This is a genomic window from Pseudomonas chlororaphis subsp. piscium (assembly GCF_003850345.1).
Lineage (GTDB): Bacteria > Pseudomonadota > Gammaproteobacteria > Pseudomonadales > Pseudomonadaceae > Aquipseudomonas > Aquipseudomonas piscium.
This window is the reverse complement of sequence record NZ_CP027707.1, coordinates 3,870,251-3,882,762: the sequence shown is the minus strand read 5'-3', so window position 1 is coordinate 3,882,762 and position 12,512 is coordinate 3,870,251. Positions and strand designations below refer to the sequence as shown.

Annotated in this window: 9 protein-coding genes and 1 tRNA gene; 5 read left to right on the top strand and 5 right to left on the bottom strand. The window is 66.0% G+C overall.

Features of this window, described 5'->3' with window-relative positions; genetic code table 11:
• Positions 1 to 51: 51 nt before the first annotated feature.
• On the bottom strand, positions 52 to 741 hold the full coding sequence (locus C4K38_RS17860) for a response regulator (protein WP_053279522.1): 690 nt from the start codon (positions 739 to 741) through the stop codon (positions 52 to 54).
• A gap of 3 nt (positions 742 to 744) precedes the next feature.
• Positions 745 to 2,130, bottom strand: coding sequence for a sensor histidine kinase efflux regulator BaeS (gene baeS, locus C4K38_RS17855; protein WP_053279521.1), 1,386 nt, complete (start codon positions 2,128 to 2,130; stop codon positions 745 to 747).
• Positions 2,131 to 2,277: 147 nt separating this feature from the next.
• On the opposite strand from baeS, the gene C4K38_RS17850 reads away from it, so the two are divergent.
• From C4K38_RS17850 to C4K38_RS17840, 3 genes are read left to right on the top strand one after another with little or no spacing between them, the layout of a single operon-like run.
• Positions 2,278 to 3,480 (top strand): efflux RND transporter periplasmic adaptor subunit, encoded by a 1,203-nt coding sequence (locus tag C4K38_RS17850; protein ID WP_053279520.1) that lies wholly within the window; start codon positions 2,278 to 2,280, stop codon positions 3,478 to 3,480.
• Positions 3,481 to 3,482: 2 nt separating this feature from the next.
• On the top strand, positions 3,483 to 6,623 hold the full coding sequence (locus C4K38_RS17845; RefSeq protein WP_053279519.1) for an efflux RND transporter permease subunit: 3,141 nt from the start codon (positions 3,483 to 3,485) through the stop codon (positions 6,621 to 6,623).
• Positions 6,620 to 8,017: an efflux transporter outer membrane subunit gene (locus C4K38_RS17840; protein WP_053279518.1), complete on the top strand. Its 1,398-nt coding sequence runs from the start codon at positions 6,620 to 6,622 to the stop codon at positions 8,015 to 8,017. The genes C4K38_RS17845 and C4K38_RS17840 overlap by 4 nt, the downstream gene beginning before the upstream one ends.
• A gap of 10 nt (positions 8,018 to 8,027) precedes the next feature.
• Here the strand turns inward: C4K38_RS17840 and C4K38_RS17835 are convergent, their stop codons facing one another.
• Complete coding sequence (locus C4K38_RS17835; RefSeq protein ID WP_053279517.1) at positions 8,028 to 8,804, bottom strand: NAD(P)H-dependent oxidoreductase; 777 nt, start codon at positions 8,802 to 8,804, stop codon at positions 8,028 to 8,030.
• A gap of 85 nt (positions 8,805 to 8,889) precedes the next feature.
• Between C4K38_RS17835 and C4K38_RS17830 the strand changes: the two genes are divergently transcribed.
• A complete protein-coding gene (locus C4K38_RS17830) occupies positions 8,890 to 9,783 on the top strand; it encodes a LysR family transcriptional regulator (protein ID WP_053279516.1) in 894 nt (297 codons plus the stop codon).
• Positions 9,784 to 9,789: 6 nt separating this feature from the next.
• Here C4K38_RS17830 and C4K38_RS17825 read toward each other — a convergent pair whose 3' ends face one another.
• Entirely contained in the window at positions 9,790 to 10,728 is a 939-nt protein-coding gene (locus C4K38_RS17825) for a LysR family transcriptional regulator (protein WP_053279515.1), read from the bottom strand.
• Positions 10,729 to 10,774: 46 nt separating this feature from the next.
• The gene (locus tag C4K38_RS17820) at positions 10,775 to 11,749 is read right to left on the bottom strand and encodes a quinone oxidoreductase family protein (protein ID WP_053279514.1); all 975 of its coding nucleotides are present in this window, start codon (positions 11,747 to 11,749) and stop codon (positions 10,775 to 10,777) included.
• Between the two features lie 471 nt (positions 11,750 to 12,220).
• Here C4K38_RS17820 and C4K38_RS17815 point away from each other — a divergent pair.
• Positions 12,221 to 12,294 (top strand) — tRNA-Cys (locus C4K38_RS17815).
• Positions 12,295 to 12,512 lie beyond the last annotated feature (218 nt).

Sequence of the window (12,512 nt, the reverse complement as noted above, 5' to 3'; positions counted from 1 at the left end):
GCACCTGCAAGGTTTCTGGCGGCGCAGGATAACCCGGCTTGCCGCGATCGCTCAGCTCGGCAGCGCGCCCAGCTCAAGTTTGTAACCCACGCCGTACAACGACTGGATCGGGTCTTCCCCCGGACAGGCCTGGGCCAGTTTGCGCCGCAGGTTGCGCACATGGCTGTCGACGGTGCGGTCGGTCACCACCCGGTGGTCGGAGTACAGGCGATCGAGCAACTGGTCGCGGGAGAACACCCGGCCCGGGGACGCGGCCAGGGTCTTGAGCAGGCGCAGCTCCACCGGGGTCAGGTCCAGGGCGATACCGTCGAACGAGGCGCGGTAGCGTTCTTCGTCGATCTGCAGGCGGGCCTGTGCGGCTGCCGTCAGTTGCGGGCTGCGGCGCAGGATGGCCTTGACCCGGGCCACCACTTCGCGCGGGCTGAAGGGCTTGCAGATGTAGTCGTCGGCGCCCAGGTCCAGGCCCAGCAGGCGGTCCACTTCCTCGACCCGGGCGGTGATCATGATGATCGGCACTTCGCTGAAACGCCGCAGTTCCTGGCACAGCTCCAGGCCGTCGCGCCCGGGCAGCATCAGGTCGAGCAGGATCAGCCGCGGTCGATGGGCACGCACGGCCGGCACCACCTCCAGGCCATTGTCCAGACACAGGCTGGGGTAACCGGCGGCGTCCAGGTAGTCGCGCAGCAAGGCGGCGAGTTTCGGTTCGTCTTCGACGATCAGGATCGGTTGTTCGGTGCTCATGCTTCAGACCTTGCCGGGCAGGCGCAGGGTCAGCCACAGGCCGCCCAGGGGCGAGTGATCGGCGTCGAGGCTGCCGCCGTGGGCCAGGGCGATGCTGCGACAGATCGCCAGGCCCAGGCCGGCGCCGCCGCTGGCGCGGTTGCGCGAGGCCTCGCCACGGTAGAAGCGCTCGAACAGCCGCGGCAGTTGTTCGGCCTCGACCCCGGGGCCGGAGTCGAGGAAGTCGACCCGCAGGTTGTCGCCCTCAGTGCCGGCGCGGATACGCAGCAGGCCGCCGGCATCGGTATAGCGCAGGGCGTTTTCCAGCAGGTTGGTGAACAGCTGTTGCAGGCGCTTGGGGTCGGCATCCAGCGGCAATGGCTGCGTGGGCAGTTCCAACTCGACCTTGAGCCGGGCGGCCTGGCAGCGTTCCTGGAACATCGCCACGCTGGCCAGCAGCAGCTCATTGAGCGAGCACTCGCTCTTGCGGTAGGTGAGGGCGCCGACATCGGCCAGGGACAGCTCGTACAGGTCGTCCACCAGCTTGCTGAGCATGCCCACTTCGCTTTGCAGCGACTGCATCGACTGCCGGTCGAGCTTGCGCACACCGTCCTCGATAGCCTCCAGTTCGCCGCGCAATACCGACAGCGGGGTGCGCAGCTCGTGGGACACGTCGGCCATGAATTCGCGGCGCATCTGTTCGTTGCGCTCCAGGGTGTAGGCCAGCTGGTTGAAGTCGCGGGCCAGCTGGCCGACTTCATCGTTGGAGGCCTCGGCCACCCGGTTGCTGTACTCCCCGGCGGCCAGGCGGTGGGTGGCCGCGGCCACGCGCTTGACTGGGTCGAGCAGGGTGCGCGAGATCCACCAGGCGATCAGCATCGCCAGCAGCAGCGAGGCCACGCCCACCGCCAGGCTCGTGCGCAGCTGGTACTGGAAGAAGCGTTCGCCGCCGGCTTCAGTGACGCTCTGGAAGGGTGAGACGGCCAGCCAGCCGACGGTGCTGCCGGCCACCTCGATCGGCCGCAGCAGGGCATCGTCGCCGATCGCCGCATAGCCGATCACCAGTTGTTTGTCGCGGTCCAGCAGGGCAATGCGAAACAGCGCGCCGGTGAGGTCCGAGGTCAGCGGCAGTTTCAGCTTGCGGATCTGCGACTGCTCCTTGGGCCCCGGGCGCATGAGGTCGAACCAGCGGTCGGGGTTGTCGCGGACGAACTCCCAGTTGCCTTCGCGCTCGTAGGCTTCTACCAGGCGCGGCAGCACAGGTTCCATGCGTTGCAGCGCCTGTTCGTTGAGGTAGCCGAGAAAGCCGCGGCCAAAGCTCCAACTGGTGGCCAGGCCCATGCTCAGGATGACGAACAGCACACTGGCCAGGACGGCGCCGAACAGTTTGGTGGAGATGCTCAGTTTCATGGGGGGGCGCGGGCTTGAGGAATGGCCCGCTCATTTAGGCCCCGGCGCGGCAAAGATTCAAGGTCGCCGGGCAATCTTCAATTTTCCTGCACATTTGCTTCGCAGCATGGCGACAGGCCCAAGCCATCCCGTTTTGCAGAGGCATTTATGTCGACCAAACTTTTCGCCAAATCCATGGTGACCGCCGCAGTCATCGTTTCCCTGATGGTGCTGTTCGTGTTGAGCGGTTGCTCGCCGGCGGCGCCCGAGGCCGCTGCCGAGGTCCCCAAGGTCTCGGTGATCACTGTGCAGCCGCAAAGCCAGGCCCTGACCAGCGAGTTGGCCGGGCGCACCCAGGCCTTCCTGGTGGCCGAGATCCGCCCCCAGGTCGGTGGCATCGTCCAGCAGCGGCTGTTCGTCGAGGGCGCGGAGGTCAAGGCCGGGGACAGCCTGTACCAGCTGGACGCCGCCACCTACAAGGCGGCCCTGGCGGAAGCCCAGGCCAGCCTGGCCAAGGCCCGCGCCACCCTGAAGTCGGCCCAGGTCACCGCCACTCGCGATGCCCAGCTGGCGAAGATCGACGCCATCAGCCAGCAAGACAACGAAGACGCCCAGGCCAGCCTGCTGACCGCCCAGGCCGATCTGCAGGTGGCCCAGGCCGGTGTCGAGACGGCGCGCATCAACCTGGCCTACACGCGGATCAGCTCGCCCATCGGCGGGCGCATCGAAACCTCTACCGTGACCCCCGGCGCCCTGGTGGTGGCCAACCAGGACACGGCGCTGACCACCGTGCAGCAGTTGGACCCGATCTATGTCGATGTCACCCAGTCCACCACCGAGCTGCTGCGCCTCAAGCGCGACCTGGCCAGTGGCGCGCTGCAAGGCAACGCGACGGATGAAGTGCCCGTCAGCCTCAAGTTCGACGACGGCAGCACCTATGCCCATGCGGGCCGCTTGAAGTTCAGCGGGGTCAGCGTCAGCCAGGGCACCGGCACCGTGACCCTGCGCGCCGAGTTCCCCAACCCGGAACGCCTGCTGCTGCCGGGCATGTACGTGCGGGCGGTGCTGGAACAGGCCCGGGACGAACAGGCGATCCTGATTCCGCAACGGGCGGTGAACCGCAGCGCCAGTGGCGTGACCTCGGTGCTGGTGGTAGTCGAGGGCAAGGTCGAGCAACGGCAGGTGACCATCGACCGCGCGGTAGGCAACCAGTGGTGGGTGACGGCCGGTCTCAATGCCGGTGACCAGTTGATCGTCGAAGGCGGGCAGAAGGTCCGGATCGGCGCCGCGGTGCTGGCGCAGAACAGCGGCAGCGGTACCCGCAGCCGTGTGCCCCAGGCACCGTCCACCGCCCTGGCGCAGGAGGGTTGAGCATGGCGCGCTTCTTTATCGACCGGCCGATTTTCGCCTGGGTCATCGCCATCGTCATCATGCTCGCCGGGGCCTTGTCCATCAGCCAGTTGCCCCTGGAGCAGTACCCCGACATCGCGCCGCCGACGGTGCGGATCTCCGCCACCTACACCGGTGCCTCGGCCAAGACCGTGGAAGACTCGGTGACCCAGGTCATCGAGCAGCAGATGACCGGCCTGGACAACCTGACCTACATGTCGGCCACCAGCAGCTCGGCGGGCAGCGCCAGCATCAACCTGACCTTCGCCGCCGGCACCGACCCGGACGTGGCGCAGATGCAGGTACAGAACAAGCTGCAGCAGGCCGAATCACGCTTGCCGCAATCGGTGCAGAGCGAAGGCCTGACCGTGACCAAGGGCGGTTCGGACTTCCTGATGATCGCCGCCCTGGCCTCGGACAACGAGAGTGTCACCGGCACCCAGATCGGCGACTACATCTCCAGCACCTTGCTCGACCAGATCAGCCGTATCGATGGCGTCGGCGAGGTGCAGACCCTGGGCTCGGGCTACGCCATGCGCATCTGGCTGGACCCGGCCAAGCTGGAAAAATACGCCTTGATGCCGTCCGACGTCAGCACGGCATTGGAGGCGCAGAACACTGAAGTCTCCGCCGGACAACTGGGCGCGGTGCCGGCGGTGCCCGGGCAGCAACTGAACGCCACCATTACCGCGCGCAGCAAGCTGCAGACCGAGGACGAATTCCGCAATGTGGTGGTCAAGTCGTCCAGCGACGGCGCCGTGGTGCTGCTGAGCGATGTGGGGCGGGTCGAGCTGGGCAGCGAAAGCTATGACATGAGCTCGGCCCTCAATGGTAAACCTGCCTCAGCCATGGGTATCCAACTGGCGACCGGGGCCAACGCCTTGAGCGTTGGCGACGCGGTCAAGGCCAAGCTCAAGGAGCTGGAGCAGTTCTACCCGGCGGAAATGCAACTGAAGAACGTCATCGCCTACGACACCACGCCCTTTGTCAGCCTGTCCATCGAGGAGGTGGTCAAGTCCCTCGGCGAAGCCATCGTCCTGGTGGTGCTGATCATGTTCCTGTTCCTGCAGAACCCGCGGGCCACCCTGATCCCGGCGATCACCGTGCCGGTGGTGCTGCTGGGCACCTTCGGCGTGCTGGCGCTGCTCGGCTATTCGATCAACACCCTGACCATGTTCGCCATGGTCCTGGCCATCGGCCTGCTGGTGGACGACGCCATTGTCGTGGTGGAGAACGTCGAGCGGGTGATGGGCGAGCAGGGCCTGTCGCCCCTGGAGGCCACGCGCCAGTCGATGGCGGAAATCACCAGCGCGCTGATCGGCATTGCCCTGGTGCTCAGTGCGGTGTTCATTCCCATGGCGTTTTTCGGCGGCTCAACCGGGGTCATCTACCGCCAGTTCTCGGTGACCATCGTCTCGGCCATGCTGCTCTCGGTGCTGGTGGCCATGACCCTGACCCCGGCGCTGTGCGCGACCCTGCTCAAGCCCGCCGATGCTCAGGGGCATGGGCCGCAGCGCGGCTTCTTCGGCTGGTTCAACCGCCATTTCGAGCGCAGCGCCCAGGCCTATCAGCGGTTGGTCGGCGGCATCCTGCAACGCAGCCGCAGCAGCCTGTTGCTGTACGGGGTGTTCCTGCTGGTCATGGGTGTCGGCTATCTCAACCTGCCGACCTCGTTCCTGCCGGACGAAGACCAGGGCACCCTGATGGCGCAGATCCAGTTGCCGGTGGGCGCCACCGATAGCCGCACCCAGGCGGTGATGAAGCAGTTCGAGAGCTACATGCTCGAACAGCCGGAGGTCGAGGCGTTGATCAGCATCAGTGGCCTGGGCATGGGCGGCAACAGCCAGAACACCGGCCGCGCCTTTATCAAGCTCAAGGACTGGAGCGAGCGCCTGGGCGCCGGCCAGGATTCGGCGTCGATTGCCCAGCGCGCGACCCAGGCGCTGGCGAGCATCGGCGATGCCAATGTGTTCGTCATGCAGCCGCCGGCGGTGCGCGGCCTGGGGCAAAGTTCGGGCTTCGACCTGCAGCTCAAGGACCTCGCCGGCCTGGGCCACGACGCCCTGGTGGCGGCCCGCGAGCAGTTCATCCAGCTGGCGCAACAGGACCCGCGCCTGCTCGGGGTCCGCAGCAACGGCCTGGACGACACGCCGCAGCTCAAGGTCAGCATCGACGATCGCAAGGCCGGGGCCCTGAGCCTGAGCACCAGCGACATCAACAGCACCTTGTCCACGGCCCTGGGCGGCACCTACGTCAATGACTTCCTCAACCAGGGCCGGGTGAAGAAGGTCTATGTGCAGGGCGAGGCCGCGGCGCGGATGCAGGCGGAGGATCTGGACCATTGGTTCGTGCGCAATGCCAAGGATGAAATGGTGCCGTTCTCGTCTTTCGCCAGCAGTGCCTGGAGCTACGGTTCGCCATTGCTCGAACGCTACAACGGCATCTCCTCCCTGGAGGTGGTGGGCGATCCGGCGCCGGGGGTGAGTTCCGGGGTGGCCATGGACGTGGTCGAGTCCATCGTCAAGCAACTGCCCGAGGGCATCGGCTATGAGTGGACCGGGCAGTCTTATCAGTTGCGCCTGTCCGGCTCCCAGGCGCCGTTGCTCTACGGGATTTCGATCCTGTTCGTGTTCCTCTGCCTGGCGGCCTTGTACGAAAGCTGGTCGGTGCCGTTCTCGGTGATGCTGGTGGTGCCCCTGGGCGTGGTCGGGGCGGTGCTGGCGACCCGGTTCAGCGGCCTGAGCAACGACGTGTACTTCCAGGTGGGGCTGTTGACCACCGTGGGGCTGTCGGCGAAGAACGCGATCCTTATCGTCGAGTTCGCCAAGCACCTGCAAGAGCAGGGCGCAAGCCTGCTGGAGGCGACCCTGACCGCGGTGCGCCAGCGCCTGCGGCCGATCCTCATGACCTCCCTGGCCTTCATGTTCGGCGTGCTGCCCCTGGCCTTGAGCTCCGGCGCCGGTTCGGCCGGGCGCCGGGCCATCGGCACCGGAGTGCTGGGCGGCATGTTCAGCGCCACGCTGCTGGGGATCTTCTTCGTGCCGCTGTTCTTCGTGCTGATCCGTCTCCGTTTTACCCGTGTCTCCACGACCTCTACTCAACCCGCTGCAACAGGTGACGCATGATCAAGTTTCGTTGGGCCCTGGTGCCTGCCCTGGCGCTGCTCGGTGGCTGCATCAACCTGGCGCCCGAATACCAGCGCCCCGAGGCGCCGGTCGCCGAGCAATGGTTGCCGGGCAGCCAGCCCGGCAAAGGGGAGGCCGCTGCCGATATTCATTGGCAGCAGTTTTTCACCGACAGCCGCCTGGCGCGCTTGCAGACCCTGGCCCTGGCCAACAACCGCGACCTGCGCCTGGCCAGCTTGAATATCGAGAAGGCCCAGGCGCAGTACCGCATCCAGCGCGCGGCGTTGTTTCCGGCGATCGATGCCGGCGTCAGCGGCACTCACGCGCGCACGCCGGCTTCGTCCTCCAGCAGCGGCGTGGCCACCACCAGCCATGACTACAGCGCGCAACTGGGGCTGAGCAGCTATGAGCTGGATGTGTTCGGACGATTGCGCAACCTCAAGGATGAGGCGCTGGAAGCCTACCTGGCGCTGGCTGAAACCCGGCGCAGCACACAGATCAGCCTGGTGGCCGAAGTGGCCACGGCCTGGCTGACCCTGGCGGCGGACAACGAGCTGCTGCGCCTGGCCCAGGAAACCCTGCGCAGCCAGCAGGCGACCTACGAGCTGACCCAGCGCAGCCATGCCCTGGGCGGTTCCTCCGGGCTGGCCCTGGCCCAGGCGCAGACCACCGTGGAGTCGGCCCGTGGCGACGTGGCTGTGTACGCCAGCCAGATCCTCCAGGACCGCAACGCGCTGCGTCTGCTGGTGGGTAGCGAGATTCCCGATGAGCTGCTGCCCGGCGCCAGCCTGCAATCGGCGGCGCTGCTGGTGCGGGTGCCGGACGAGTTGCCGTCCAGCCTGTTGCAGCGCCGGCCTGACGTGCTGGCGGCGGAGCACACGCTGAAGTCGGCGAACATCGATATCGGCGCGGCGCGGGCGGCGTTTTTTCCCAGCATCAGCCTGACCGCCAACGCCGGATCGGCGAGTTCGGCGCTGTCCGGGCTGTTCAAGGCCGGCAGCGGTGCCTGGACCTTCGCCCCGAGCATCAGCCTGCCGCTGTTCGACGCCGGCAGTAACCGCGCGACCCTGGACGCGGCCAAGGTCGAGCGTGAGATCCAGGTGCAGACCTACCAGCAGACCGTGCAAAGCGCCTTCAAGGAAGTCGCCGACGCCCTGGCCGAACGCAGCACCCTGGACGAACGGCTGGAGGCCCAGCAGGCCCTGACCGATGCCAGCCGCAAAAGCTTCGAGCTGGCCGACGCGCTGTATCGCGGCGGCTCGCAAAGTTACCTCGAAGCCCTGGACGCCCAGCGTTCGCTGTACAGCGCCCAGCAGGACCTGATCAGCCTGCGCCTGGCCGAGCAGAGCAACAGGGTGACTCTGTACAAGGTGCTGGGTGGGGGCTGGCAGTGAGTGTAGGACCCTACATCAGGTGGGCGGCGAAGCCTTGTTGGTCGGCGGCGATCTCCGGGTGCAGGGTGAGCTCCGGGATCCGATAGGCGCCGGCGTTCTGCGGGCGGAAGGCGATAGGCGCGGTTTGTTCCAACTGGTCCAGACGCTGTCCAAGTTCTTCGCAGATTCTGGCGAAACGCGCTTCGTCGATCCGCCCGGTGCGGTAGATCACGAACGGCGGCAGCACGTCGAAGCCGGGGTAATAGAGGATGCCGTGGTGGATCGGGAACAGCAGGTCGTCCATTGGCCCGTTGATGCCCCGCGAGCCATAGTGGGATTCCCAGCCGCCGGCGCTGACGATCAGCATCGCGCGCTTGCCGGCAAGGGTGCCTTCACCGTAGCGATCGCCCCAGCGCGCGTCCGAATGCTCGCCCACGCCATAGGCAAACCCGTAGGCGTAGACCCGTTCCACCCAGCCCTTGAGAATCGCCGGCATGGAGAACCACCACAGGGGAAATTGCAGCAGCACAGTGTCGGCCCACAGCAGTTTCTCCTGTTCGCGGGCGATGTCCGCTGACTGCAGGCCTTCTTCGAACGCGCGCTTGGAGTCCAGGGACGGATCGAAGCGGCTGTTGTCCGGCCGGCCCAGGCTGTCGTCGGCATCCAGCGGCGCCTTCCAGTTCATCGCATACAGGTCCGAGACCTGGACCGCGTGACCGGCGGCCTGCAGGCGCTTGATCGTGAAGTCCTTGAGCGAGCCGTTCAAGGAGCGGGGTTCGGGGTGGGCATAAACCAGCAGTACATTCATCACAGGGTCTCCAGTGTCGGGAGACAGCAGGATCGGAGGTTGCCAGGTATATTGAAAATGAATATCCAATATCCCAGGTATTGTCGTGAATAATTTAAGACGCTTGGACATCAACCTGCTGCTGACCCTGGATGTGCTGCTCGCGGAGCACAACGTGACCCGCGCGGCGCAACGCCTGAACCTGTCGCAACCCTCGGTCAGCGTGCATTTGGCCAAGCTGCGGGAGATCTTCGGCGACCCGTTGTTGCTACCGGGCCCGCGGGGCATGCGGCCCACCGCCAGGGCCGACGAGCTGCGCGAGCCGTTGCGCCGGGCGCTGGAAGCATTGGAGCTGGCGGTGTCGCCGGCCAGCCCGTTCGACCCGGGCGCGGCGGCCAATACCTGGAGCCTGTCGGCGTCCGACTACGGCGAGTCGACGGTGATCCTTCCGGTGCTGGCTGGCTTGCGAGCAGCGGCGCCCGGTACCCGGCTGGCGGTGCTTGAACTGGAGCCGGGGCGTCTGGTCCAGCAGGCCGAGCAGGGCATCATCGACCTGGCCCTGCATACCAGCGAGGATTCGCCGCCGGGGCTGCGCCGCCGCGTGCTGTTCAGCGAGCGTTATGTGCTGGTGGGTCGCGCGGGCCATCCACGGCTGCAACGGCGCCCGAGCCTGGCGCAGTTCGGCAAGCTGGAACACGTCATGGTGTCGCCCGATGGCGGCGGTTTTCACGGCGTCACCGACAGCGCGCTGGGGGAGCTGGGTCTGACGCGCCGGGTGGTGCTGTCGGTCCCGCACTTTCTGTTTGTTCTCTCGGCGCTGGCGAGCACCGACCTGGTGGCGATGCTGCCGTCGCGCCTGGTGCGCGACAACCCGGCGCTGAAGGTGGTCGAGCCGCCGCTGGAAGTCCCGGGTTATGAAATGGCCATGCTCTGGCACGAGCGCTGCCACCGCGACCCGGCCCACCAATGGCTGCGGGAGTTCATCGTCAGTTCGCTGTGAGCGGTGCTACGCCTCGTCCCGGGCTGGCCTTTCCCACGGCGCGCCCTGGGCAAAGCGCGCCTCGATCCACTGCTTGAAGGCCTGGGTGGTGGCGCTGCTGAAGCGCGCGGAGGGGCGCAGCAGGTAGATCCCCGAGTCGCTGTCCAGCTGCCACTGCGGCAGCACCCGGACCAGATGCCCCGACGCCAGGTCCTGGTGCATCAGCCAGTCGCCGCCGGCGAGGATGCCGACGCCGGCCCGGGCCGCGGACAACAGCGCCTCGTTGTCATTGCTGTGCAGGCTGCCGTGGATGCGCACGGTTTCCAGCTGGCCCTGGCGGGTCAGGCGCCAGTCGGGGTAGGAGCGCAGGCCGGTAAAACCCAGGCAGTTGTGGCTGGCGAGGTCGGCAGGCACCTGGGGTTCGCCATGGCGTTGCAGGTAGGCGGGCGCGGCGCAGAGGATGCGCTGATGGGCGCAGAGCTTGCGGGCCACCAGTTGGCTGTCGGCCAGCTCGCCGATGCGGATCGCCGCGTCGAAACCTTCGCCGACTATGTCGACGAAGCGGTCCGAATACTCGGTCTCCAGCACCACCCCGGGATGGGCCAGGGCGAACTCGGCGAGGATCGGGCTGAGCCAGCGCCGGCCCATGGCGGCCGGCAAGGCCAGGCGCAGGCGCCCGCGGATCTGCGCGGCGCCCTGGGAGGCTTCGTGTTCGGCTTCGCTGATCAGGCTCGCTGCCTGTCGCAGGCGTTCGACCAGACGCGCGCCTTCGTCGGTGAAGCGCAATTGCCGGGTAGTGCGCTGCACCAGGCGAATGCCCAGGCGGCTTTCCAGGGCCGCCAGGCGCTTGGACAGCACCGAAGGGTGGCGCTGCAAGGCCCGGCCGGCGGCGGCAAAAGAGCCGTGCTCGAAGAGCGTCATCAGGGTGGCGAGTTCATCGGCCTGGCGGCTGTCGAACAGATCCATGTGCCTGGGGTGCCTCGCTATGTGGCCAGATGGGAGGGAAACGGCCTCAAGGTATCAGTACGATGGCTCCTTGCGCGCGTCCGTCGTGCAGATCGGCGTGGGCCTGGGCCACCTCGGCCAAGGGATAACGCTGCCAGATCCGCGGCTGGATGATACCCGCGGCGAAGGCTGTCAGCACATCGGCGGCGCGCGCCTGGTACTCGCTGGCGCTGGCCGTATGGGCGGCGAGAGACGGGCGGGTGAGGAACAGCGAGCCCTTGGCGTTTAGCGTGCCGACCGTCACTGGTTCCGGCACGCCCGACGCGGCGCCGAAGGATACCAGCAGGCCACGGGGACGCAGGCTGTCGAGGGAGGCTTCGAAGGACACCCGGCCGATCGGGTCGTACACCACATCGACCTTGTGCCCTTGAGTGACCTCGACAACCTGCTGGGCGAGGGTGGCGGCATCGAACACCAGCACCTCGTCGCAACCAGCGGCCCGGGCCCGCTCGACGCTTTGCGGCTTGGACACCACGCCAATCACCGTGGCTCCCAGATGCTTGGCCCAGGGCACCATCAACTGGCCCAGGGCACCGGCGGCGCCATAGATCAGCACCTGGCTGCCAGGGCCGACGGGGTAGGTGGACTTGAGCAGGTACTGGGCGGTGATGCCCTTGAACAGCAGTGCCGCGGCAGCGTCCGAGGCCAACTGCGGCGGCAGCTTGACCAGGCGCTCGGCCGGGTACAGGCGGGCGCTGGCATAGGCGCCGAGGGGCCCGGTGGCATAAGCGACGCGGTCGCCCACCTGGACCTGGGTAACCCCAGGACCGATCGCCCTGACCAGCCCCGCGCCTTCCAGCCCAAGCCCGCAGGGCAGGGCAACAGGCACGGCGCCGCTGCGCTGGCTGAGGTCCAGCGGATTGACGCCGATGGCCGTCTGCTCCAGCCAGACCTCGCCGGCACCGGGCGCCTGGGCTTGCACCTGCTCGAACTGCAGGACCTGAGGGGCGCCGACTTGGTGAAGCTGTACGCGGGTGACCATGCTCGATCTCCTTGGAAACTTGGGGATGGGAACACGAGGATAGGGCTGTGCTACAGGGTCAACAATTAGGCTTGTTTGCATTTGACTGCTGCATCAGATGCAGCAGTTGAGAACCTTCGGAAGTCGCCCCCCCATGCAGCAGGTTCACCGATGTTTTGTGGATTCAGAAGGGACAGGGAAAGGATGGCGAGGCTGGAAAGTATCCTTGGGCCCGATGAGGATTAGCGGGGAACGGGACAACCGGGGCTGTCGCGGCCTGAAGTAAAGACTGGTGCTAAAGCATTGAATTATTTCATTTCTGTCCTTGACATGCCCTGCGAACAAGTCCAGAATTGCGTCCATTCCTGATTCAGGAACGCGAAAAATCCCTTAGAATTCAAAGGGTTGGAAGGTAGATTAAGATCAAGGTCAAGATTGGCCTTCCAGCTTCGAGTTGTACCTTTGATGCGGTTGTTAAAGCATCGAAAGTTTGGCCGAGTAGCAAAATGGTTATGCAGCGGATTGCAAATCCGCCTACGCCGGTTCGATTCCGACCTCGGCCTCCAAACTGAAAACCCCGTAGATCAAGGTCTACGGGGTTTTTTATTGCCTACGATTTGGCAATCACTTCCGCAATTTTTTGAATCACTTCCGCAAGTCGCCTAATTTCTGCACCTAATTTAAGAGAATTTCCCTCCATTGAATGCGGCCTGACAGCGCATGTCGGCTAAGATGGTGGCCTTTCGCTCCTATAGATCTCTCGGAATTGGCAGTAATGATTCGC